Origin of the sequence: Bifidobacterium santillanense (assembly GCF_018555385.1) — a bacterium.
In the GTDB taxonomy this organism is placed as follows: Bacteria; Actinomycetota; Actinomycetes; order Actinomycetales; family Bifidobacteriaceae; genus Bifidobacterium; species Bifidobacterium santillanense.
Genome location: NZ_JAFEJS010000006.1, coordinates 58,085 through 82,655, shown reverse-complemented (window position 1 = coordinate 82,655; position 24,571 = coordinate 58,085). Strand labels below are relative to the sequence as shown.

Sequence of the window (24,571 nt, the reverse complement as noted above, 5' to 3'; positions counted from 1 at the left end):
TATCCCGTATCCGGACCTGGCATAAGCATCGCATCCGCCCCGACCGGGATGGCCGGGACGGACCGGACTATCCGCGGCGACGCCAGACGACGAAGCTGTACGGCGGGATGGGCAGACGACGCCCCGCAATCGGACCGGGGCCGTCGACGTAGGCAGGATCACCGTCGCCGCGGCCGTCGGCGCCGATCGAGCTGTAGAGGCACTCCCACTCGTCGGGCGTGATCTTCGCGACCTCGTCATACGGGCCGGGCTGCTCCAACGCGACGGTCGGCTGCGTGAGCGCCTCGCCGGTCGGGTTGATGGCGATGCAGTCGTCGCCCACGCGGAAGACGACGGCCGCGTCGTCGCGCGGGATGACCATGCGCGCGCCGCCGTAGTATGCAGGGTTGCCGTGGCGCAGGGCGACGAGCGCGCGGTAGTGGTCGACCAGATCGCCGAGGGCGCGGGCGCGACGCCAGTCGAGACGGTTCAACGCAGCCGGGCTCTTGAACGAATCGGAGACGCCGTGCTTGGTGCGCGCGAACTCCTCGCCGCCGAGCAGGAACGGCACGCCGGCGGCCGCGAAGACGATGCCGGCGGCGAGGCGGTTGGCGCGCATGAGGTCGGCGCACGGGCCGAAGTCGGTCACCGGACCGTCGGAGACGGAATCGACGGGGCCGGACGCAGGGCCAACGCCGGCATGCGTGTCGGCCGCGGAGTCGCCGACGGTCTGCACCGAGGCGGCCGCGATGGACAGACCGTCGGATCCGACGGAATCGGACGACGCGACCGCACCGCCGGTGCCGGCGGCGTAGTCGGTCTCGGAGGGCATGCGGCGCATCGCGGCGCACAGCTTGTCCCACAGGGTCAGATCATCGTGCGCGGACACGTACTGGATGAGCTGGCCGACGCTCGCGGTCTCGCGCGACGTGCCGCGCCACGCATCGACGGCGGCGCGGATGTCGTCGGCGAAGTCCTCGGGCGCGCCGGTCATGTAGCCGGGCTCCTTCTGGAAGAAGACGTGGCCGCGCACGGCGTCGCGCGTCGAATCGCAGAACATGCCGATGCGCGGGTCGAGGTACGGCAGACCGCGCTTGTCGCCGAGGACGACGCCGGCGCCGGGCTCGAGCGCGGTCTGCCGGGCCGACCACGGTTCGCCGTGCATGAGGATCGACGCGCCGTCGGGCAGGGCGTCGAGCGCGGCGCGCACGGCGTTCATCGTGTCCACGTCGATGAGTCCCATGAGGTCGAAGCGGAAGCCGTCGATGTGGTACTCGCTCGCCCAGTAGACGACCGAGTCGACGATGTACCGGCGCATCATCGGATGCTCGCTGGCGACGTCGTTCGAGCAGCCGGAGCCGTCGGCGAACGTGCCGTCGAGGTTGCGGCGCAGCGCGTAGCCGGGGATCATGCGCTCGAACCAGTTGTCGGTCGAGTACAGATGGTTGTAGACCACGTCCATGATGACCTTGATGCCGGCCGCATGCAGCGCCTGGATCATGCGCTTGCACTCGCGGATACGCACCTCGCCGCGGAACGGGTCGGTGGAGTACGAGCCCTCGGGCACGTTGTAGTTGAGTGGGTCGTAGCCCCAGTTGAAGCCGTGGCGCGGGTCGTCGCGCGCGAGCGACTCGTCGATGGAGCCGTAGTCGTAGAACGGCATGAGCTGCACGGCGGTGACGCCGAGGCGCTTGAGGTACGCGACGCACGTGGGGAATCCGCCCTCGCTGTCGACGCTCGTGTCGTCGTGCGTGAACGCGAGGTAGGTGCCGCGGTGTTCGGCGGGGACGCCGGAGTGCGGGTCGTTGCTGAAGTCGCCGATGTGCGTCTCCCAGATGACGAGGTCGCGGGCGGCGACGCGCGGGCGACGGTCGTCGGCCCAGCCGTCCGGGTCGGTGCGACTGAGGTCGACGACCATGCTGCGACGGCCGTTGACGCCGGCCGCGCGCGCCCACGGGTCGGCGGTGCGGTGGGCGGTGCCGTCGGGGAAGCGCACGACGTAGTCGTAGTACGTGCCGTGACCGACGCCGTCGCAGCGCACCACCCACGTACCGTCGGCGCCGGGCGCGAGCTCGTGCATCGCGACGGGCGCGCGGCCTGTCTTCAGGTCGCTCGCGCCCGACTCCGGGGTTCCCACACCCGACTCCGGGATTCCCACACCCGACTCCGGGGATTCCACGGATAACTCCGGGAATTTCACCCGAGACTCCGGGATTCGGCACGCTTTTTCGTTATTAATCCCGGAGTTATCCGTGAGATTCCCGGAGCCGACCGCAGGAACCCCGGAGTCTTGCGTGGGATTGCCGGAGTCAGTCACGGCACCCGCAGAGCCAGACGCGGTATACGCGGAATGATCCGCGGCAGCCGTGCCGTGACCCACGGCATCCGTACGGTTATCCGCAACGGCATCGGAGCCGGCGGCGAAGAGGCGCAGGGTGACGCCGGAGGCGGTCGGCGCCCACACGCGGAAGGTGGTGCCGTCGGCGTCTACACGGGCGCCGAGGTCGGAGCCCTCGTAGACGGGATAGTCGGGGCAGGGCAATGCCGGATCGGCGGGCGTGGCGTTCGCCACGGTCAGGGAGGAGACAAGAGGTTCCATTGGATTCCTTTCAGAACGCATCGGCTGCGATACGGCAGTAGGACCGGGGACACGAGGAAAAAGACTACCGGGTTCGGGTCGGCCGTCGCCTCCCCTGAGGCCGGAGGAAAGCCCGCCGGGCTTTCCTCCGGCCTCAGCCCTTTACCGCCCCGGACATCGACTCCTGGTAGAAGCGCTGCATCACGATGAAGAGGATCGCGATGGGGATGGAGATGACCACGGCGGCCGCGGCGAATCGGGCGAACCAGTCGTTGAGGTACTCACGGCTGAGCATCTGGTACAGGCCCAGCGCCACCGTGTAGTTGTCCTGCGTGCGGGCGATCGCCTTGGCCATGACGAAGTCGAGCCACGGGCCCAGGAACGAGGTCAGGGCCTGGTAGACCAGCATCGGCTTGCACACCGGGATGATGATCTTCGTGAACACCTGCCAGCGGGTGCAGCCGTCGAGGTACGCGGCCTCGTCGAGCGACATCGGGATCGTGTCCATGTAGCCCTTCATCACGTAGAAGCCCGCGCCGGAGCCGGCGGAGTAGACGAGGATCAGGGCGATCGTCACGCCCACGCCCTGCGTGAGCCCGAGGGACTTGAGGATGAAGTAGATCACGACGACAGACATGATGCCCGGGAACATGCCCAGCACCAGCACGATGTTCATGAACGACCTGCGGAAGCGGAAGCGCATGCGGCTCATGCAGAACGCGACGCACAGGACGAAGAACACGCTGATCGCGCACGTGAAGACCGAGATGACCAGCGTGTGCATGAACATGCGAGGGAAGTTGAGCACGTGGTTGTCGGTGAACAGCTTCACGTAGTTGTCGAACGTGTACTCGGTCGGGAAGAACGTCTCGTTGTACGGTCCCGGGTTCTTGTTGAAGCTCTCGAGGAACACCCACACGATCGGGATGACCCAGATCACGGCGAGCACCGCGAGCAGCAGGTGGCTGAGCACGTCGCCGACGATGCGGCGCTTGCGCCAGTCGTGCCAGAACGGGTGGTTGGCGGCCGGGGCGGCCGGCTCGGAAACGGTCTGATTGCTGCTCATCGGAATCCTCCCTCGTCCTTGTAGGAAGCGCTGGAACGGTAGGTGATCAGCGAGACCACCGCGAGCGTGATGAATGTGAAGATGCCGATGACGGCGCCGAGGTTGTAGTCGCCGCGATCGACGGTGAGCTTGTACAGCCAGGTGATCAGCAGGTCGGTCTTGCCGGCCGTGTCGCCCACCGGCGTCGGGTTGCCGCCGGAGAGCAGGTAGATCACGTTGAAGTTGTTCACGTTGCCGGTGAACGTCGTGATGAGGTACGGGGTGAGCACGAACACGAGGTACGGCATCGTGATCTGGGTGAACGCCTGCCACCAGTTCGCGCCGTCGAGTCGCGCGGCCTCGTATTGCTCGGCCGGGATGTTCTGCAGGATGCCGGTGATCTGCATGATCGTGAACGGGATGCCGATCCACAGGTTCACGACGATGACGGTGACGCGCGCCCACGTGGTGTCGGTGAAGAACGGCAGCGCCTGGTCGATCCAGCCCCACTGCATGAGCAGTCGGTTGACCGCGCCCTCCGGCTGGAGCATCTGGTTGATGACCAGCAGAGAGACGAACTGCGGCACCGCGATCGACAGGGAGAACACCGCGCGCCAGAAACCCTTGAAGCGGGTGGTCCGGCGGTTGATGATCATCGCGAGAAACAGGCCGAGGAAGAAGTTGAGGAACGTCGCGAAGAACGCCCACACGAGCGTCCACACGAGGACCGACGTGAACTGCGTGGCGTTGACCTCGCCGGTCGCGCTGAACAGCTGGCCGAAGTTCCTGAAGCCGACCCAGTCGAACAGGAGCACGTGGTCGGAGTCGTAGTTCGTGAACGCGATGCACATCATGATGAGCGTCGGCAGCACGGTGAAGACGAGGATGCCCAGCACCGGCAGCGCCATGAACGCGACCTGGCCGTTGCGGTCGGTGATGTTGCGCACGTCGTCGCGCAGGGTCGGGGCCGAGCCGGTCTCGCGCGCGAGCAGCTGCGCCTTGTACGCGCTGCGCACGGCGTACGACCAGAACACGAGGAACAGCGCGGTGATGAACACGGCGGCAATGCCCGCCACCATGAGCAGGACCGAGTTGTCGCCCGGGTCGTAGTACCAGTATCCGTCGATCTTGCGCCTGGACTGCGTGCGCGAGCCGAGCGTGACGAGGCCGGCGAGCGCGGGGACGCCGGAGACGGCCATGTACGCGATGTACGCGATCTCGACCGCGAGGAACAGGAGGCCCTTGGCGACCTGCCTGCGGGCGATGTTGCCGGCGCCGAGCACGAGGAACGAGAGCCGGGTCGGGGCGTCGCCCCGGGAGGCGGCCCCGCGCAGGGTGTAGCGCGAGGGCGGGATGGCGTCGGCCGACCTGCGGCGGGTGCGCCGGACCGGCTTGGGTGATGTGGTTGCTTCCATGATGTGTCCTTGAATCGTCCTTGATCGTCCTTTATCGCTTCGTCATCGGTTTCAGAGCATGCTCTCGTAGGACTTCATCCACTGCTCCGTCAGCTTGGCCGCGTTGTCGTGGGTGACTTCCCTGTTGTAGATGGACTTGCCGAAGTTCTCGCACGGTCCCCAGAAGTTGCTCATCGGGGCGATGGACGGCTGCACGACGGACGTGTCGGCGATGGTGTCCATCTGGGCTTGGGCGACGGCGTCCTTCTCGACGGCCGGCTCGGAGGCGAGCGTGGTGTCCGAGGGGATGACCGAGCGCATCTCGTAGTGCCTGCGCTGCGAGTACGTGGAGGAGAGGAAGGCGGCGAACTGGTCGGCGGCCTTGGGGTGCTTGGTGTACGGGTTCCACGCATAGACGGCGGAGCCGGCGAACGCACGCATCTGCACCTGCCTGCCGCCCAGGGTGAAGCTCGGCAGCTTGGCGACTCCCCAGTCGTCGCCGAGGTTCTCGCGCACGGTGGCGGCGTCCCAGTTGCCGGTGAAGACCACGTCGACCTTGCCGGACTTCAGGCCCGCCAGGCCGGAGCCGTTGGCGTCGAGCACGAAGTTCTTGTTGGCGCGCAGGTCGACGAGATAGTTCGTGACGGCCGCGCCGGTCTCGCCGCCGAACTGCACGCCGGACTTGGCATCGGTGCCGTCCTTGCCGAACAGGGTGCCGCCGGCGCCGATGTAGAAGGCGGGCAGGTACCAGGAGTTGGTCAGCGGGAAGGAGACCTTGCCCTTGGCGAGCATCGCGTCGAGCGAGGTGATGTCCTGCTCGGTGAACTTGCTCTTGCGGTAGTACATGAACCAGGTGTTGCCGGCCAGCGGGACGCCGTAGACGTTGCCGTCGGGGGCGGTGACGGAGTCGAGCATCGTCTTGTTGCCGGCGGTCTGCTTCTCGAGCTGCTTCATGGTCGGGTCGCTGACCTGGCCGATCGCGCCGGCGTCGAGCAGGGTGCCGAGCTGGTCGGAGGCGAACGTGTAGACGTCCGCGGCGACGGTCGGGTCCTGCTTGGCGATCGTGGCGGCGTCGGCGGATGCGACGACCTGGTTCTTCCATTCGATGCTGTATTCGGGGTGACGCCTCTCGAACTCCTGCTCCATGGTCTGCAGCCACGAGTCGGAGTCGACCTGGTCCTCCTGCGACGCCCAGACGACGAGCGTCATGCGTTCGGCGCCGCCGTTCGCGGCCGTGCCGGAGCCGCACGCGGCCAGCATGCCGAACGACAGCACGCACGCCGTGACGGCCGCGAGGGCCTTCTTCCATCGTGCAATCATCGTTGATTTTCCTTTCCTTCGGGGCCGCCCACCTTGCGGCTCCCCACCTCGCGCCGCCTTCCGGCCACTGCCTCGTCGTGCGGCGCGACGTTCACGTCGATGACAGTGTACGAAATTCTGCATACGTATGCAAACTCTCTGCGTTTCCTATCGCACCACGCCTCAGTCTTCCTTGATTTTCCAACGATTCTCGACCACAATCGCCCGATTGACAATGTTCGCATAAATCGCATACTCTAAGGAAGCGAATCTACAGTCTGACATAAGGAGCAACCGCAGGGCACCCGGTCATCGGCCGGGCCGACCGCGACGGACACAGACCGCCGACGCCGGCACCCACGGGCACGTACGCCGACCGTTGTCTCCCGCCGGGATCCGCCGGGGCAAGAACCCGCGGCATCCGGCCTCCGGAGGCGGAACGATGCTCCGTCAGACATCACGACGAGGAGGTCCATCATGAACGACACCCAATCCCCCACCACCCCGCACCCGTCCTGGCTCGCCGACGCGTGCTTCTACGAGGTCTACCCGCAGTCGTTCGCCGACTCGAACGGCGACGGCATCGGCGACCTGCCGGGACTGACGGCGAAGCTCGACTACATCGGGGAGCTCGGCTGCAACGCCCTGTGGATCAACCCGTGCTACGACTCCCCGTTCAGGGACGCCGGCTACGACGTGTGCGACTACACGCGCGTCGCGCCGCGATACGGCACGAACGACGACCTCGTCGCCCTGTTCGAGGCCGCCCACGAGCACGGCATGCACGTCCTGCTCGACCTCGTGCCCGGCCACACCAGCGAGGAGCACGCATGGTTCCGCGCCTCCGCACGCCCCGATCCGGCCGACCGGACCATCCCGGCCGAGCGCATAGTCCCCGCGGCCCAGGCCGCCCCGGTCGCGGGAACCACGGACGCCGACGCCGATGGAATCTCCCCGCGCGAGAACGTCTCCGAACGCTACATCTGGACCGACTGCTGGATCTCCGGCGGTGACGGACTGCCGTTCATCGGCGGCGAGACCGAACGCGACGGCACGTACATCCTCAACTTCTTCAAGTGCCAGCCGGCCCTGAACTACGGGTTCGCGCATCCGAAGCAGCGCTGGCAGAAGCCCGCGCTCGGACCCGACGCGCTCGCCACGTGCGACGCGATGGTCGACGTGATGCGCTTCTGGCTCTCCCGCGGCGCCGACGGCTTCCGCGTGGACATGGCCGACAGTCTCGTCAAGCACGACGAGTGGGGCAAGCCGTTCACGATCCGCACCTGGCAATACATGTTCTCGAGGATCCGCCCCGAGTTCCCCCAGGCGGCGTTCGTCGCCGAATGGGGCCGCCCGCACGAGTCGATGCAGGCCGGCTTCGACATGGACTTCTATCTCGACTGGCGTTGGGACGGCAATCCGAACGGCTACAACATGCTGCTGCGCGACACCGATACGCCGCTCACGCGCGAGGGCGACAAGAGCTACTTCAACGCCGACTCCGGCGCGTCGATCCGCCCGTTCCTCGAGCAGTACGAGCCCCAGCTGCGCGACTGCGAGCGCGCGGGCGGCCGCTTCGACCTCATCACGTCGAACCACGACACCCTGCGCGTCGGCCAGCGTCTGACCGAACGCGAGCTCAAGGTCGCGTACGGCATGCTGCTGACGATGCCGGGCTGCCCGTTCGTCTATTACGGCGACGAGATCGCGATGCGCTACCGGGCGCTGCCCACCAAGGAGGGCGGCTACGTGCGCACCGGCAGCCGCACGCCGATGCAGTGGACGCCGGACGAGCCGAACCTCGGATTCTCGACGGCCGACCCGGCCGACCTGTATCTGCCGGTGGAGGCGACCGGCGACTCCCCGGTCACAGCGGCCGAGCGTATGGTCGACCCGGATTCGCTGTGGCGCTGGATGCAGGCCGTGCTGCGGTTCCGCCACGCCGCCCCGGCGCTGGCGTCCGACGCCGCGTTCGAGGTGCTCGCCGGCGACGGGCGTTTGTTCTCCTACCGCCGCACCGCCGTGCGCCCGTCCGACGGCGACGGCTCCCCCGAGTCGGTCATCGTCGCGATGAACCCGGGCCGCGAGACGCTGCGCCTGCCGCTGCTCGAACCGGACCGCGCCCGCGAGGTCGCGTTGTCCGTCGGCGGCCCGTCGATCGAGGACGATGGACTGACGCTGCCGCCCCAGTCCATCGCGATACTGCGCTAACCACGTTATAAGGGGTACTTTCCCTCCGTTGCGGACGTCCATCTCGACTACGAGGGGTACCTCCATGAGGTATTCCCCTCCGAAAACCGCATGACCGCAATGCCATCGAGCCGATCCTGCTCCCTCATACCAGGGGCAGGTACCCCCGGTAACCGAGATGGACGTCCGCAACAGCGGAAAAGTACCCCTTGCAGCGCAGATACCCTGCATCGGGGCTGTATATGCACTCCCATACCCATCCTCGCACCCAAAACACCCTCGCATTGCAAACGATGTCAATGCGAGGTATGGTCATATCAACAGCATTCGCCTACACCATGAGCCGTTGCGCCGCGCAGTTGCAGCGCAACGGTCGGCGCGCGGCGCGGCGCGGTCGCCGCACGACACCAAAGGAGCATTCATGAGCGATCCCGAATCCGTCATCACCCCGGACACCGCCGGAACGACGAGCGCGACGGCCCCCGAAACCACGGGCAAAACCAACACCCAGCGCACCGAGAGCCCCGAACGTCTGGCACGGCCGTTGATCAGGCTCGCGAAGGCCGCCGGCGTGGCCACGTCGTACATCGACCAGCTCGGCACGTACGTCGAGATCGAGGACGACGTGCTGGTCGACGTGCTCGGCGCACTCGGCGTCGACGCGTCGTCCGATGAGGCCATCGCGCGCTCGCAGGCCGCAATCGATGAGCAAAACAGCAAACGTTTGCTTTCCTCGAAGACCATCGTCGTCACGGTCGACGAGACGTCGGCGGCGCATCGCATCGACGACGCGGCACGCACCATCCGCCTGCACTGCCCGGAAGGAGCGGAACCGAGCGCGACCCTCACGCTGGAGGACGGCACCACGCTCCGCAGCGACGCCGCCGACCTCATGCCCGACCTCAACAGCGCCGACCGCTTCCTGACCCTGCCCGACGATCTGCCGATCGGCTACCACACGCTGCACGTCGAACTGACCGACGACGAGGAGGCCGGGGCCAACGCCGAGCGCGAAGCCGAGGCCACGCTGATCGTCGCGCCGAAGCGCATCGCCCTGCCCGAGGCGGTCGAGACCCGCCAGCGCTGGGGCTGGATGACGCAGATGTACTCCGTCCGTTCGCGCGACTCGTGGGGCGTGGGCGACTACGGCGACCTCAAGCGCCTCGCCGCCGACGCGGCCGCGAAGTCCGGCGCCGACTTCATGCTCATCAACCCGGTGCACGCGGGCGCGCCGATCCCGCCGCTCGAGCCATCGCCGTACCTGCCGGAGTCGCGCCGCTTCCTCAACGTCACATACATCCGCCCGCAGGACGTGCCGGAGTACGACGAGCTCGGCGCGAAGGACCGCGCGAAGGTCGACGAGCTGCACGCGCTGGTCGCCTACCGCAACGACGACCCGAATCCGATGGACCTGAACGAGGCGTGGCGCGCGAAGCGCCGGGCCCTGCGCGTGATCTTCGATGCTCCCCGATCCCCGGAGCGCGAGGCCGCGTTCGAGGAGTTCAAGCGTCAGGCCGGACCGGACCTCGACGCATTCGCCACGTGGTGCGTCGCGTTCGAGGTGTGGGGTGCGCCGTGGGAGCCGGACTCCTGGTTCGGCCGCACGAACCGCGAGTCGCCCGAGGTCAGGAAGCTGGTCGAGGAGCACCACGACCTGTTCGAGTTCAACCGCTGGCTGCAGTGGATCGCCGACGAACAGCTCACCGCCGCGCAGCGGGCCGCGAAGGACTCGGGCATGGCACTGGGCCTCATGCTCGACATGGCCGTCGGCGTGCACTCGCTCGGTGCGGACGTGTGGTGGAGCCCGGAGCGCTTCGCCGTCGGCTCGGTCACGGTCGGCTGTCCGCCGGACTTCTACAACCAGCAGGGCCAGGACTGGGGCCAGCCGCCGTTCAACCCGCGCTATCTCGAGGCGACCGGCTACCGGGTGTACCGCGAGATGGTCCATTCGATCTTCTCGCACGCCGGCGCGGTGCGCATCGATCACGTGCTCGGCCTGTTCCGCCTGTGGTGGATCCCCCGCGGCAAGGGCGCGAAGGGCGGTGCGTACGTGATGTACGACCACGAGGCGATGCTGGCCGTGCTCGCGATCGAGGCGACGCGCGCGAACGGCATGGTCATCGGCGAGGATCTGGGTACGGTGCCCGACTACGTGCGCCGCATTCTGGCCGACCACGGCGTGCTCGGCACCGACGTGGAGTGGTTCGCGCGCGTCGACGATTCGCCGAACGCGGGTGACCCGTACAAGCCGCCGACCGACTACCGCCGTCAGGCGCTGGCGTCGGTCACGACGCACGATCTGCCGCCGACCGCCGGCTATCTGGAGTTCGAGCACGTCAAGCTGCGCGAGGAGCTGCATCTGCTGAGCGAGCCGGTCGAGGAGTTCGCGGCGTCGGCGCGCGCGGAGCGCCGGGCGATGCTGGATCGTCTGGTCGAGGGCGGATGGCTGTCCGAGGCGGCGGCCGCGGACGTGCCGGGCCATGAGCAGGAGATCGTCGAGGCGATGCATGCGATGCTCAGGGCCACGCCGTCGGTGCTGCTGCAGGCGGCACTCGTCGACGGCACCGGCCAGCACGCGACCGTCAACCAGCCGGGCACGTCCGACCAGTACCCGAACTGGCGCATCCCGCTGCAGGACGCCTCGGGGCACGTCGTGCACACCGACGAGGTGTTCTCCAACCCGCGCGTCCTCTCGCTGGCCAGGGTGATGGGCTGAGCCGTAAAGCAAACAGCCCGATGGGCTGTTTGTAGGCGAAGGCGAGCCGACAGGCGAGCTGCCCCAACCTGCCGGTTCCCGATTTTCGCCCTTCCGAAATCGGGAACCGGAAAAGCGCATCAACGCACATGCCCGGAATCGGCTTTCGGCCGGATTCCGGGCTTTTCCATGTGCGATCGCACACCACCTCAGTTCCCGATTTCCAAGGGGCGAAAATCGGGAACCGGGCGCCTACAGATACGCCCTCATCGCGCGCTCGAAGACCGGCACATGCAGCATCGTCAGCGTGCCGTAGCCCATCACGACCAACAGGAACAGGCCCTGGGGCATATAGAACCAGCAGGCGGCCAGCAGTCCCAGCCACAGCGCGTCCATCGCGACCATCGCGAGCGTGTATCCGATCCTCGTCACGCCGAACACGTACGCATTGACGAACGTCCGACCGACCGGATTGTCGAAGCGCGACTGCAGCGCGAACGCCCATTCGAAGCCGATGAGCCACAGCGCGGTCAGGCCGAACTTCGGCACGAGCAGCGGCGTGATCTGCAGCACGACCCACGCGTAGGCGAGCCCCGCGCCGACGATCAGAAACGGCAGCCACAGGAGGGTCGCCTTGGCGAAGTTCGCGCGGAACGCCCGGAAGTAATGGCGGGTCACTCCCCCGCCCTCACCGGCGAGCGACCGTCGGGTCGCGTCGAATCCGGCCGACAGCGCGGCTCCGGCCGTGACGATCGGCAGCGAGGTGACGACCATCAGGATGTTGACCCAGATCGCGTCGACAAGATCGGACAATCCTCGCATGAGTCTGGAATCGGGGGAAAGGAATGTCATCGTCGAACCTCCATCGCCGTTTTGCATACGTATTCATGATATCGTTGTCATTGTCATATGGCGAACCGACGGCGATGCACGGGAATCCGCGCCACACCGCGGTCGGCATATGGACCACATGCGAACGGCGAACGTACGCGCGAAAATCGTGCATATCAATGTCGAATATGTCCACGAAGGCCCGAACACCGCGCGTGACGGACATCGGCACGACATAATGTACGAACGTACGCAGCAGCCGAACGGCATGGCACAACGCAGCACAGAAAGGACGGACGCGACATGACCGCGAACAACGCACGCGACGACTGGTGGAAGCAGGCCGTCGTCTATCAGGTCTACCCGCGCAGCTTCAAGGACGTGAACGGCGACGGGCTGGGCGACATCGCCGGCGTCACCGAGAAGATGGACTACCTCAGGGACCTCGGCGTCGACGCGATCTGGCTGAGCCCGTTCTACCCGTCGGACCTCGCCGACGGCGGCTACGACGTCATCGACTACCGCGACGTCGACCCGCGTCTCGGCACGATGGCCGACTTCGACGCGATGGTCGCGGCCGCGCACGGCGCCGGCATCAAGGTGATCGTCGACATCGTGCCGAACCACACCGCCGACAAGCACGTGATGTTCCGCGAGGCCCTGGCCGCAGGCCGCGGCTCGGCCGAGCGCGACCGCTACATCTTCCGCGAGGGCCGCGGGGATCACGGCGAGCTGCCGCCGAACGACTGGCAGTCGCTGTTCGGCGGCCCCGCGTGGCAGCAGGTCGACGACGGCCAGTGGTACCTGCACATCTTCGCCAAGGAGCAGCCGGACCTCAACTGGAACAACCCGGAGGTCCACGAGGAGTTCAGGAAGACGCTGCGCTACTGGTCCGACCACGGCGCGGACGGCTTCCGCATCGACGTGGCGCACGGCCTGGCCAAGGACCTCGAGTCGACGCCGCTGGAGGACATGCCCGCGGACAGCGTGCAGCAGGTGCTGTGCCACGACTTCACGAGCCCGCTGTGGGACCGCCGCGAGGTGCACGACATCTACCGCGAGTGGCGCGAGGTGTTCGACGAGTACGATCCGCCGCGCTTCGCGGTCGGCGAGGCGTGGGTGGTGCCGGAGCACCAGCATCTGTACGCCGAGACCGACGAGCTCGGCCAGGTGTTCAACTTCGAGTTCGCCGAGGCCAACTGGGATGCGGGCGAGTTCCGCGCCGCAATCCGCCACGGTCTCGAATCGGCCGCCGAGACCGGCGATTCGACCACCACGTGGGTGATGAACAACCACGACGTGCCGCGCAGCCCGTCGCGCTACGGGCTGCCGCAGGTGAAGACCCCCGAGCACCATCAGATCGCGCACGACTGGCTGCTGCGCGACGGCACCTCGTACGTCGAGGACCGCGAGCTCGGCACGCGCCGCGCCCGCGCCGCCGCGCTGATGGAGCTCGCGCTGCCCGGTTCCGTGTACATCTATCAGGGCGAGGAGCTGGGCCTGTTCGAGGTGGCGAACATCCCGTGGGACCGCCTCGAGGACCCGACGCCGTTCAACACGCGCCGCAACTTCACCGACAAGGGCCGCGACGGCTGCCGCGTGCCGCTGCCGTGGACGGCGACCGACGCGGAGGCGGCCGACTGGTCCGCGGACTTCGCCGACGGCACGTCCACGTCGTTCGGCTTCTCCCCCGCGGTTCGCCCCGACGGCACGCCCGCCGCCGAACCGCATCTGCCGCAGCCGCTGTGGTTCAGGGACTTCGCGGCCGACGTCGAGGCCAACGACGAAAGCTCGATGCTCAACCTCTACCGCCGCGCGCTCGCCATGCGCGCGAAGCTCCTCACCGCCACCGGCGACACCTCGACGGTCGATTGGCTGGACGACGAGGGCTTCGGCGACGAGGTCATCGCCTACGCCCGCCCGACGGCCGACGGCCGCACGCTCGTGTCCGTGACGAACTTCGGCGCGGAGCCGGTCTCCCTGCCCGACGGCGCGCTCCTGCTCGCCTCCGCCCCGCTCACCGACGACGATCGCCTCCCCCAGGACGCCGCCGCCTGGCTCGTGCGCTGACGTGCGCGGCCGCGTCCTTCCACGCGTCCGACAGCCCGACAGCAATCGCCCGCGGTCCTGCAGAAAACTGCATGGACGCGGGCGATTCCGCATCAGCGGGGATACGCTTGCAATCATGAGCAGTTCCAACCAGATCGGGCACGCACCGCATGGGTCGATGCCATTGCGCATCGGGGTATTGGACAACGATGCCCTGGCGTTGGACAGCATCGTGCGGATGCTGGAGATGCAGAGCCGCGGAGTACGGCGCAAGGTGACGGTCTGGTCCACGACGTCGCCCGCCTACGCAATTCAGGAGTGCCGCACACCGAGCGCGCCGACCGACGCCCTGCTCATCGACATGGCGTTGAACGGCGTGACCGGACCACAGATCGCCGCGGAGATCATCAAACGCTCACCGGGGACCGTCGTCATCGGCATGACCTCGTACAATCTCGACACGTACCGGGGAGCGGCGACGCGGGCGGGCATCGCGACGCTGCTCGACAAGGCCGCGTTCGGCCCGAGATTGCTGCGCACCATCGAGAAGATAGTCGATGCACGCCAAGTAGTCAACGAGGCGCCGTCACCCGAAACCGCCGTCCCGACACCGGCATCGTCCGAGGTTAAGTCGACCCCGATAGGACACGAGTCATCGCCGAAACCGCTGACCGAGACCGAACGCACGATCGTCCTGCTGAGCCTCAGTCCGTTGAGTACCAAGCAAATCGGCGCGCGCATGGGCATCACCGCGGACACGGTCTCCTCGCACCGCCGCAACATCAAACGCAAACTGGGCGTCGATACGTGGTTCGAGGCAATCGAATACTGCCGTTCTCTGCATATCATCTGAGCCATCATGAGATTACCGCCAATGAAAGCGAAGTCACTTACCAGTCATTTCCGATACCCGATCATGTCGCTGATTGCACTGACTCTTGGAGCGGCGGCCATAATAGAAACGGCGTACTACGCCTTCATCATGTTCGGCGATGTACTGTCCCCGAAAAACCTTGTCGGCAATGCCGTGGTGTTCGCCACATTAGTCGCGGCCGTCATATGGCAAGTGACGCAACCGGAACACGGGGCATACGCCACAATCGTGGCCACCGCATTCGCAACGATAAAACTGATTCCGACTCCATTCACGGTATTCTTGCTGGCGATTGCATCGCTGTCGGCAATTACCGTGCATAGGCCGGCAAGAGGCGCCCTATGCGGCACGGCATACGCGATATTGATGATTCTCAACGGCTATCTCAACCCCGTCGGCTCGATGGGAGGAGGGAGCGCATATACCTTCTCTGGGTTCATCGCAGCCGCAGTCGCAATCGGGTACTGCATTCGCATCACCGTGCAGCACGATACGGAACAACGAGCATACGCGGAAACGCGAAAGAATATGCGGATAGCCCGCGAATTACATGACCACACCACCAATGATCTGAGCGACATCATCCTGCTGATCAACAGGAACTCATCTGACGACGGATACGGCGAGGAGACCGTGCCGCAACCGACACATGCCATCGAGTGGGAGGATCTGACGACGATACGTAATATCGCCTTCGACGCATTGCATCACACCCGCGAAGTCATCCATACCCTGGAACAGGCTCCCAATCCACCATGTCCGACATCCCGATGCTCAACAATCAGCGATGACCCGTCATCGCATCACGCAACGGAGCATGGGGAAGACATTCCTCTGGAAGCGCAGATTCAACGCCACAAGCAGCGACTGGAACGATTGGGATACCACGGCGAAGTCATACTACTGGGAGAATTCGATGCGCTTCAGGGTGCCTTCCGTCCAGTAATCAGAGATTTTCTACGAGAACTATTCGCCAACATAGTCAAGCATGCGGATCCTAGCAAAGAATATACTCTGATGATTTCGGTCGCGGACTGGCAATGCGTAATCGATATGAGCGACTTTCCCTCGGTCCAACTCTCTCCCGAACCGCATGATCACGGACCGGACCATATCGGCATGCATTCCGGTTTGAATCGTTACCGCGACATCATCAGCCGAATGGGCGGGACCTTAACGATCAACGATGACTCGCCGTGGACGCTGCATGCATCAATACCGATTGTCGACATCCAATCGAATCCCTATCCGCAAATCCAACGGTAATATGACGGACACGAATCGGCACCGACACCGGACGCAACGGAATCGAGCGGACGCATCTCGGATATTTCGGCTTCGCGGAAATCAATCTCTATATTCCCCTGACGCAGCCGCCTGTCAAGCTGACTACGTGTTGATATTCTCAATGATTTCGCCACACGAATACCATCAATGGTGATATACGAATCCGTAGCGGTGGTACCGCACATCGCAAGAAATGCCGCAACAACCACAACAGCCGTCAATGTTCGCAGCCAATTACTCATAACCACCTTCGACAATGCCGTGCGCCGAACAAATCAACGCACGGCATGCTACACCATTGAATAGAGAGCTGTACTACCGAAAGGGCACAATCACTATCGAACTATAGTTACCTGATTGATGGTATTGCCGTAATGCCTACCAATCGTATAAGGACCGACCACGGGCGACACATGCGTTTCACCTTTATAGAGAATACGGTACTTCGCGTACCATTTTCCTGAATTCGACGTGGCCACGTTCGTCCAATTACCGGCGCGGATGCCTGTATCGTAGAACCCACGTTGACCTCCATTGGTGAAAGTAAGGCAAACATCCGTGGACCTACAAGGAACACGGGTGCCGCTCCTTGCCGCTACGGACTGGCTTTCCGCCTGGCGCGCCGCCGCCATCTGGGCGTCGGTCAGCGGTCTGGCCGCAGTGATCTCCGCCCTCTCGTTGAAATCGACCTCCAAATACCCTTCACTGTAGCGCTGCTCGAGTTGCGCTTCGGTGGTCACTCCAAGTGCACGAGACACCTGGACACCCCCGATGGTGATGTATCCGTCGTTCGATTCCGCGGCATAGGCGGTGCCGGTGAGCATACCGAGCAGCAACATCACAACCGACACCACCGCAATCACGGCATGCCCTTTTCCTGTCCTTATCGTCGACTGCATAGTCGTTCCTTTCGCTATGTTTGGCGGCAATGGCGGCGCGACATGTACTTCAGCGTCTGAAACCCCACTGCCGGGGACGAATCTAATCCAGTCAGGACAAGGTCATTGCCGCCATTGCAGAAAACTGCATGCCTATCCGTGGTCATCGACTCATATGCACGACGGCGACCGTCATATCCGTCATGTCTTCGCCCGCATAAGCATGCCTTCCGGCCTCCTTCACGGCCACATCAGCGGTATCCGTCAATCCCATAAACAGTGCCATCATCATGGCCACATCGCCGCCACTACGGGCAAACCCACACTTGTCGCCTGCATGTCATCCCCTTTCCCGACTTTGCGACAGCATCGGAAGATGCAACAAACGTTGTCGGACAATGCCTGATATCAAGCGCCGGTATCCGCAACGTATGCCGCATCGAACGTTACTGGCGTGTTCATCCGCCGTTAGCTGAGTCAATACACGGGCGACACAATCGCGGATTAGACCTGTGGTCAGCATTGGAAAGGCTAGGAAAGGAGCCAATCATGCAGGAAAGCAACAGCAGCCATCATTCGGATATGCACCACGACCTCGAGCGTCAGTTCGACAACTACGCGTACATGGAGTACGGCATCGAGCGGTGATCGCCCGTCTTTCCGGTTCCCGATTTTCAACTGTACGAAATCGGGAACCGGAGGACTGTGCGATTGAACATGGAAAAGCCCGGAATCAGGCGGAACACCGATTCCGGGCTTGTTCGATCATGAGCGGTTCCGGTTCCCGATTGTCGGATGCGCGGAATCGGGAACTGCGGGAGGGGTGTCAGCCCTTTACTGCGCCGCCTCCGGCCCTGCAATTAAGGACCGCCCTACGGGCGGGCTCAACCTGACCTCGCCACTGTCGTGGCTCAGCCCGGAGCGGCCGGAAAGCGCACCGCGCTTTCCTGAAGGGCGTTAGCCCTTCACCGCTCCGGCCATAACACCCTTGACGATGTACTTCTGGCAGACGAGATAGAAGACGATGATGGGGATGATGGCGAGGACGAGGCAGGCCATCATGGCGCCCATGTCGACCGAGCCGTAGCCGCCCTTGAGGTACTGCACGGCGACGGAGATCGTCTTGTACTTGCCGAGGTCGAGGGTCAGGTACGGCAGGAGGTAGTCGTTCCAGATCCACATGGCCTCGAGGATCGCGACGGACACGATCGACGGCTTCATGATCGGCACGACGATCTGGAAGAAGATGCGCGGCACGGACGCGCCGTCGATCATCGCGGACTCCTCCAGCTCGACCGGAATGCCCTTGATCACGCCGGTGAAGATGAACACCGCGAGGCCGGCGCCGAAGCCGAGGTAGACGATGCACAGGCCCCACGGAGTGTTGAGCTTCAACATGTCGGCGATCTTGGAGAGGGTGAACATGACCATCTGGAACGGGACGATCATGTTGAACAGGAACAGCGTGTACAGCAGCTTGGCCGCCCAGTTGTTGACGCGCACGATCCACCACGCGCACATCGAGGTGCACACGAGGATGAGCAGCACCGAACCGACGGTGATGAGCAGCGTCCAGCCGAAGCTGGCGAAGAAGTCGGTGGTCTCCACGCCGCGCACGTAGTTCTCCAGTCCGACGAACGCCTTGCCCGCGGGGATGGAGAACGCGTTGTTGGAGATGTACGCCTTCTGCTTGAACGAGTTGATGACCACCAGCACGATCGGGAAGATCCATGCCAGCGAGACGACGGTGAACAGGGCGGTCCAGAGCCCTCCGTGCTTGACCTTGTCGGCGTTCATCAGGCCGCCACCTCCTTGCTGGTCGTGAGCTTGTTCTGGATGAGCGCGATGACCGCCACCAGGATGAAGAACAGGACGGCCTTCGCCTGGCCGACGCCCTCCCAGCCCATGCGGCCGTAGAACGTGCGGGTGATGTTCATCGCGAGGCCCTCGGACATGTTGCTCGGGGCGCCGTTGGTCAGGGCGAGGTTCTGATCGTAGAGCTTGAAGCCGTTGGTCACGGTCAGGAAGGAGCACACCGTGATGGACGGCATCATCAGCGGGATGATGATCTTGAACATCGTCTGCGTGCCGGACGCGCCGTCGACCTGCGCGGCCTCGAGCACGTCGGTGGGCAGGGCCTGCATGCCGGCGATGTAGATGATCATCATGTAGCCGATCTGCTGCCAGCACACGAGGATGACCAGACCCCAGAAGCCGTACGTGGCCGAGTAGGTCAGGGCGCGCGACCAGTGGGCGAGGATGCCGTTGAGGAGCAGCAGCCAGATGTAGCCCAGGATGATGCCGCCGATGAGGTTCGGCATGAAGAAGACCGAACGGAAGATCGTCGAGCCCTTGATCGCCTTCGTGAGCATGTACGCGATGAAGAACGCGACCACGTTGATGACGATCGTCGTGACGACGGTGAACGCGGTGGAGAACCCGAGCGCGTGCAGGAACTCCTGGTCCTTGATCGCCTTCGCGTAGTTCTTGAGGCCGACGAACTCGCCGTCGGTCACGGTGGTGAACTCGCAGAAGCTCAGATAGACGCCCATGATGAAGGGCACCACAAACCCGATGATGAACGCGGCGAACGTGGGCAGCGCGAACAGCGCCCACCACCTTCGTATCGCCTTGCCTGCCATGCTGACCATGGTCGATTCCTTCCTCCTTGAAACGCCGCGCACCGCTGTGTGCCACGGCCGCGCCCCGCCGGCCACGGAGCCGGCTGACGCCGAGATTCATTTATGCCTTTCATCGTAACGTCGCGGCAACGCTATGTCAAACGTTGTCATTTACGGCGTTTCACTACACGAAACGGCCCGATGCGCTGCCCGGCATGCGCAACTCATAATCGGCCATTTTCCGCGACTTCTTTACCATGCAAACGGTACTACAAACGTTTGCAATGCAATCGTCGTCATCGCATGCCGCCCGGCGGCGACGTGTAAGCTGGTCGATACGCGGTCCTCATCGCGGAAAGTCTTTTCCGACGCGACATGCGCGTCGCGTCACACGGCAGTCGACCCAAACAAGGTGGTTCCATGAGCAGCAGCATCCAGGACGTCGCCAAGGCGGCGGGCGTCTCCATTTCGACCGTGTCGAGGTCCTTCACCCGCCCCGATCTGGTCTCGGCCAAGACCCGCGAGCGCGTGCTGGCGATGGCCGACGAGCTCAACTTCTCGCTCTCCCGCTCGGCCGCCGCACTCAAGTCCGGCCGCGCGCTGCGCATCGCCGTGCTGATGAGCGGCCACATCCGCCTGTGGTTCACCGCCTCCGTGATCGAAGGCCTCAACGAGATCTTCCACGCCGAGGGCTACGACATCTCGATCTTCCAGGTCTCCTCGATCGAGGAGCGGCGCGAGTTCTTCGAGATGCTCCCCGTGCGCCGCAACGCCGACGCCGTGATCGTCGTGTCGTTCGACATCGATAACGAGGAGACCGCGCAGCTGGCGACGGTCGGTGTGCCGATCATCGGCATCAACACGGCCGAGGCCGTCAGCCACGGGTTCGCGGCGGCCGTCAACATCGACGACGCGCAGGGCTCGACGCTGGCCGTGCGCCATCTGATGAACCTCGGTCATCGCGACATCGCGTACGTGAGCACTGACCGCGACATCTCGCTGAGCTTCTCCGTGCGCGGCCGATTCAACGTGTTCATGGAGTGCTGCCGGCGCGAGGGCATCGAACCGAAGGTCGTCGTGTGCAAGGTCGACGGCGACGGCCACTACCAGATCGGCGACGTGGTCACCCAGCTGATGAGCATGGGCACGATGCCGACCGCGATCGCCTGTCAGGAGGACGGCATCGCACTGCCGCTCATGTTCCAGCTCGAGCGCAACGGCTTCTCCGTGCCGGGCGACGTGTCGCTCATCGGCTACGACGACAGCTTCTACACCGACGACATCGGCCTGACGACGATCCGTCAGGATCCGGTCGAGATGGCACGCACGGCAGCGCGCATGACGATGGATCTCATCAACGGACGCGAGGTCGCCGACCCGTTCCGCGACGTGCCCGCGCAGCTCATCGTGCGCTCCAGCACCGCCCGCCGCCGCTGAGACTCCCGTGTCGGATTGGCTCCGACGCCCACACCCCATCTCAGCGGTACTTTTTCTCGTGATTCCCCCACCTCTCGAGAATATGTGCCGCTGAGCTCGGGCCAGAGGTACATATTCTCGGGATTCCCCCACTTCCCGAGAATAAGTACCGCTGAGATCGGGCCAGCGGTACATATTCTCGAGAGTCGGGATGATCTCGAGAATATGTACCGCTGAGACGACGACAACGACGAAACGGCCGCCGGTTCCCGATTCGATCGGGGGCCGGCGGCCGTTTCGCGAAGGAGAAGTCACATGAGGAAGCTCATGATAGCGGTGAAGAGACGGGCGGACCGGCGACGGACGAGGAGGAGGGGATTCACCCGCCGCCGGATCGCCGTTGAGGGGCGCCGGAAGCCCGGATCACTCGGATCCGATGTTCCCGGCGCGATGATCATCCGGGGCAGCCCGGAATCTCCGATCAGTGGGTCGCGGAGTACTCGGAGGCCCAGCCGTCGACGAACGCGGTCTTGACGGCGTTCCAGTCGCCGGTGCCCTGCGCGTACTCGAGCAGCGCCTGGCCGACCTTGTTCTTCCACTCCTCGGACGGCATCATCGTGAAGTTCCAGGAGACCTGGGTCTTGCCGGACTTCTGGTCCGCGACGGCGGCCTCGGTCAGCGGGTTGTCGAACTTGACGTCGTCGAAGGTCTTGAACGGGGTGGTGAAGCCCATGTCCTGGGAGAGGGACTTCTTGCCGGTGTCGGAGGTGATGACCCACTTGAGGAAGTCCTCGGTGGCCTTCTTGTCGGCGTCGGACGCCTTGTCGTTGATGCACCAGTAGTTCTCGGAACCGGTGGCGAGGCCCTGCTTCTCCTCGCCCTTGACGCCGATGTAGATCGGCATCATGCCGACGGAATCGGCCTTCATGCCGGCCTTCTGCAGGTCGGTCCAGGCCCAGGTGCCGTTCTGGTAGAAGGCGGCCTCGCCGAGCGCGAACTCGGAGTTGGCGTCATCGCCGGTCTTGGAGCTCAGCTGCGTGGGCTCGGTGGTGGAGTCGGTGATGTACAGGTCGAAGATCTTCTTGTAGTTCGGCAGGTAGGTGCCCTTGATCGTGGCCGGCTGCTCGGTGACCTTATCCTTCTGGAACTCGTAGTAGAGCGGGATGTTGGCCAGGTGGGTCTTGAAGCGCCAGTCGGAGGAGGAGTCGAAGCCGGCGGAGGTGAACGCGCCCTTGATGCCGAGCTCGTCCTTGCGGGCCTGCATGTCGTCGGCGACGGCCTTGAGGGTGTCGAAGTTGTCGATCTGGTCCATCGACGTGGCCTTGGCGCCGTCGAGGGCGAAGTACTTGTTGAGGATGTCCTTGTTGTAGATGATGCCGTAGGTCTCCATCACGTACGGCACGCCGACGACCTTGTCGCCGTCCTTGAGGGCGACGTTCTTGTTGGTGAGCTCCTTGTAGACGTCGGTGCCCGACATATCGGCGGTGTAGCGCTTCCAGTTCTGGTAGCCGACGGGGCCGTTGACCTGGAACAGGGTCGGGGCCTCGGTCTTGGCGATCTCCGACTTCAGGGTCTGCTCGTAGGTGCCGGACGCGGCGGTCTGGACCTTGACCTCGGTGCCGGTCTCCTTGGTGTACTCCTTGGCGAGGGCGGTCCACTGGTCGGCGGCCTCCGGCTTGAAGTTCAGGTAGTAGACCTTGCCCTTGGCGTCGTCGGAGCTGCTGCTGGAACCGCAGGCGGCGAGCGCGCCGATGGACATTGCGGCGATGGCGACCATGCTGATCGTCGACTTCAGTGTGCGATTCATCATCGAACCTTTCTCTTTCCTTGTCCTCCCCGGGCGGGTTGGCCGACCGGGTGTTGGCGTCGGCTTTGGCGCCTCGAAGTTGTTTCGACAGGACTCATTATGACGCATCTCGCGCCATTTTGCAAACGATGGCATTTTGCAGGGCGATTCTTGATGACACATCGTCAACTTCTGACACATAAACCGCATGGTTCCAGCGGTTTTTCTAAGAACGATTGATGCAAGCGTTCGCAACATTGAGAGCGCTCACAATGATTTTGGGGCGCAAAACGATAGGCACGGCGCGTCTTTGCGACACGCCGTGCCTATCGTTTGCAGAATGCGGGAGACGAAACGGGAGTCATGCGGGAACGACCGCAGCGGCCCGCCCCGGCCCCGCTCCCCTCGCCTCGGGGAAGGAACGCTGCCCCTAGCAGTTCCAGCGCTCGATGACGTTGTCCCCCTTGTACCGGCTCAGGATCGAGTAGTGCGCGGTGTCGAGGCGCAGAAGACGCGCGAAGTGCGGGTCCACGCCGAGCCACTGAGAGGTCAGGATGCGCAGGATGTGCGCGTGGGCGACGAGCAGCACGTTGCGTCCGGCGTCGAGCAGCGGCGTCACCTCGGCGATCGCCTCGCGCGCGCGGGCCGCGGCCTGATCGACCGTCTCGCCCGGACCGGCGTGCACCGGGACCGTCTCGCCGCTCGGCAGGGTCTCGGTCCAGTCGCCGTGCAGCGACTCGGGCAGCGACTGCGGACCGTCGCGCCACACGTCCCACGCGAAGCCGCTCGCCTCGCTCACCTGCTTGCGGGTGCGGCCCTCGGCTCCGCCATAGTCCCACTCGGCGATGCCGGCCAAGGTGCCGTGCCCCGGGAATCCGGCCAGTTCGGCGGTCTGCTGTGCGCGCTTCAGCGGGCTCGAGAAGACGCAGGAATCCTCGAATCCGTCGGGGAAGGCGGCGCGCAGACGTTCGCCGGCGTCACGTGCCTGCCGGCGGCCGACCTCGGTCAGGGGGATGTCCGTGCGTCCGGTGTGCTGCCCCGATTCGCTCCACGCGGTCTGTCCATGACGCAGCAGCACCAGGAAGCCGGAGCCGCCGCGGGCGTCGACGGCCACGGTGCCGTTCGTAGTATGTTCGCTCATGCCTCCACTCTAGCCCGTTAACGCTCTCGGTTCCAGCCAACAAGCCGGCGTCTCGAACGCGGAGCGACTAGACTGGGGCCTCATGAGTGATGAGACGACGCGCCGCCGACATGCCGCCAACGATTCCGGATTCTCCTCGACCGCCGACGAGGCCGTCGAGGCGCTGCACCGCGTCGACGAGAAGGTCGACGAGCTGCGCAACCGCCGGCTGAGCGACCCCGATTCGCTCGGCGACAAGCTCTTCAAGTGGGCGTTCCCGTCCATCATCGGCCTGGTCGCCGGCAAGGCGTTCCAGATGATGTGGGACCGCGGCGCGAGTTCGCGCAACCTCGCGCGCGGACGGGCCGCCGACGCGCCGCAGGGCTTCGTCGCGAGCATGCTCTTCGCCGCCGCGTCCGCGGCGTTCGGCGCGGTCGTCTCCCAGCTGTCCGACCGGGGCTCCAAGGCGTTCGTCGCCCGCCGCCATCGCCGTCACGCGGCCCGGCGCGGAAGGCGCTGACCGGCACTC

19 protein-coding genes and 1 pseudogene are annotated in these 24,571 nt (G+C 64.8%); 7 read left to right on the top strand and 13 right to left on the bottom strand.

Features of this window, described 5'->3' with window-relative positions; all coding sequences use genetic code 11:
- Nucleotides 1–67: 67 nt before the first annotated feature.
- The 5 genes and pseudogenes from JS528_RS06975 to JS528_RS06955 form a co-directional block, all read right to left on the bottom strand.
- Nucleotides 68–2,059 carry an alpha-amylase family glycosyl hydrolase gene (locus JS528_RS06975; protein WP_240541392.1) on the bottom strand — a complete coding sequence of 664 codons (1,992 nt, stop codon included), beginning with the start codon at nt 2,057–2,059 and terminating at the stop codon, nt 68–70.
- A 339-nt stretch (nt 2,060–2,398) separates the two neighbouring features.
- Nucleotides 2,399–2,578: pseudogene (locus tag JS528_RS06970) on the bottom strand (hypothetical protein); the annotation flags it as partial.
- Nucleotides 2,579–2,711: 133 nt separating this feature from the next.
- Nucleotides 2,712–3,623 (bottom strand): sugar ABC transporter permease, encoded by a 912-nt coding sequence (locus JS528_RS06965; protein ID WP_214358362.1) that lies wholly within the window; start codon nt 3,621–3,623, stop codon nt 2,712–2,714.
- Nucleotides 3,620–5,017: a carbohydrate ABC transporter permease gene (locus JS528_RS06960; RefSeq protein ID WP_214358361.1), complete on the bottom strand. Its 1,398-nt coding sequence runs from the start codon at nt 5,015–5,017 to the stop codon at nt 3,620–3,622. Before JS528_RS06960 ends, JS528_RS06965 begins: the two co-directional genes overlap by 4 nt.
- 51 nt (nt 5,018–5,068) lie before the next feature.
- A complete protein-coding gene (locus JS528_RS06955) occupies nt 5,069–6,316 on the bottom strand; it encodes an extracellular solute-binding protein (protein ID WP_214358360.1) in 1,248 nt (415 codons plus the stop codon).
- A 456-nt stretch (nt 6,317–6,772) separates the two neighbouring features.
- Here JS528_RS06955 and JS528_RS06950 point away from each other — a divergent pair, with 456 nt between their 5' ends.
- On the top strand, nt 6,773–8,506 hold the full coding sequence (locus tag JS528_RS06950; RefSeq protein ID WP_214358359.1) for an alpha-amylase family glycosyl hydrolase: 1,734 nt from the start codon (nt 6,773–6,775) through the stop codon (nt 8,504–8,506).
- 400 nt (nt 8,507–8,906) lie between these two features.
- Nucleotides 8,907–11,201: a 4-alpha-glucanotransferase gene (gene malQ, locus JS528_RS06945; protein ID WP_214358358.1), complete on the top strand. Its 2,295-nt coding sequence runs from the start codon at nt 8,907–8,909 to the stop codon at nt 11,199–11,201.
- Nucleotides 11,202–11,432: 231 nt separating this feature from the next.
- On the opposite strand, the gene JS528_RS06940 is transcribed toward malQ, so the two are convergent.
- Nucleotides 11,433–12,032, bottom strand: a complete 600-nt coding sequence (locus tag JS528_RS06940; RefSeq protein WP_214358357.1) for a DUF624 domain-containing protein — start codon at nt 12,030–12,032, stop codon at nt 11,433–11,435.
- Between the two features lie 282 nt (nt 12,033–12,314).
- Here JS528_RS06940 and JS528_RS06935 point away from each other — a divergent pair, with 282 nt between their 5' ends.
- From JS528_RS06935 to JS528_RS06925, 3 genes are all read left to right on the top strand, one after another.
- Nucleotides 12,315–14,081 (top strand): glycoside hydrolase family 13 protein, encoded by a 1,767-nt coding sequence (locus tag JS528_RS06935; protein ID WP_214358356.1) that lies wholly within the window; start codon nt 12,315–12,317, stop codon nt 14,079–14,081.
- 115 nt (nt 14,082–14,196) lie between these two features.
- Nucleotides 14,197–14,913 (top strand): response regulator transcription factor, encoded by a 717-nt coding sequence (locus tag JS528_RS06930; protein ID WP_214358355.1) that lies wholly within the window; start codon nt 14,197–14,199, stop codon nt 14,911–14,913.
- Between the two features lie 63 nt (nt 14,914–14,976).
- Entirely contained in the window at nt 14,977–16,200 is a 1,224-nt protein-coding gene (locus JS528_RS06925; protein ID WP_214358354.1) for a sensor histidine kinase, read from the top strand.
- On the opposite strand, the gene JS528_RS06920 is transcribed toward JS528_RS06925, so the two are convergent.
- The 5 genes from JS528_RS06920 to JS528_RS06905 all read right to left on the bottom strand — a co-directional run bounded on the left by JS528_RS06920 (nt 16,179) and on the right by JS528_RS06905 (nt 19,750).
- Nucleotides 16,179–16,463, bottom strand: a complete 285-nt coding sequence (locus JS528_RS06920; RefSeq protein ID WP_214358353.1) for a hypothetical protein — start codon at nt 16,461–16,463, stop codon at nt 16,179–16,181. The two genes, JS528_RS06925 and JS528_RS06920, sit on opposite strands and share 22 nt — an antisense overlap.
- Nucleotides 16,464–16,556: 93 nt before the next feature.
- Nucleotides 16,557–17,120, bottom strand: a complete 564-nt coding sequence (locus tag JS528_RS06915; protein ID WP_214358352.1) for a hypothetical protein — start codon at nt 17,118–17,120, stop codon at nt 16,557–16,559.
- 142 nt (nt 17,121–17,262) lie between these two features.
- Entirely contained in the window at nt 17,263–17,391 is a 129-nt protein-coding gene (locus tag JS528_RS11740; RefSeq protein WP_276312622.1) for a hypothetical protein, read from the bottom strand.
- 665 nt (nt 17,392–18,056) lie between these two features.
- Complete coding sequence (locus tag JS528_RS06910) at nt 18,057–18,896, bottom strand: carbohydrate ABC transporter permease (protein WP_214358351.1); 840 nt, start codon at nt 18,894–18,896, stop codon at nt 18,057–18,059.
- Nucleotides 18,896–19,750, bottom strand: coding sequence for a carbohydrate ABC transporter permease (locus JS528_RS06905; RefSeq protein WP_214358350.1), 855 nt, complete (start codon nt 19,748–19,750; stop codon nt 18,896–18,898). The genes JS528_RS06910 and JS528_RS06905 overlap by 1 nt, the downstream gene beginning before the upstream one ends.
- Before the next feature lie 390 nt (nt 19,751–20,140).
- Between JS528_RS06905 and JS528_RS06900 the strand changes: the two genes are divergently transcribed.
- Complete coding sequence (locus JS528_RS06900; protein ID WP_214358349.1) at nt 20,141–21,157, top strand: LacI family DNA-binding transcriptional regulator; 1,017 nt, start codon at nt 20,141–20,143, stop codon at nt 21,155–21,157.
- A 460-nt stretch (nt 21,158–21,617) separates the two neighbouring features.
- Here the strand turns inward: JS528_RS06900 and JS528_RS06895 are convergent, their stop codons facing one another.
- The gene (locus JS528_RS06895) at nt 21,618–22,946 is read right to left on the bottom strand and encodes an ABC transporter substrate-binding protein (RefSeq protein ID WP_214358348.1); all 1,329 of its coding nucleotides are present in this window, start codon (nt 22,944–22,946) and stop codon (nt 21,618–21,620) included.
- Nucleotides 22,947–23,352: 406 nt separating this feature from the next.
- Nucleotides 23,353–24,063, bottom strand: a complete 711-nt coding sequence (locus JS528_RS06890) for a histidine phosphatase family protein (RefSeq protein ID WP_214358347.1) — start codon at nt 24,061–24,063, stop codon at nt 23,353–23,355.
- An 82-nt stretch (nt 24,064–24,145) separates the two neighbouring features.
- Here JS528_RS06890 and JS528_RS06885 point away from each other — a divergent pair, with 82 nt between their 5' ends.
- The gene (locus JS528_RS06885) at nt 24,146–24,562 is read left to right on the top strand and encodes a DUF4235 domain-containing protein (protein WP_214358346.1); all 417 of its coding nucleotides are present in this window, start codon (nt 24,146–24,148) and stop codon (nt 24,560–24,562) included.
- Nucleotides 24,563–24,571: the final 9 nt, after the last annotated feature.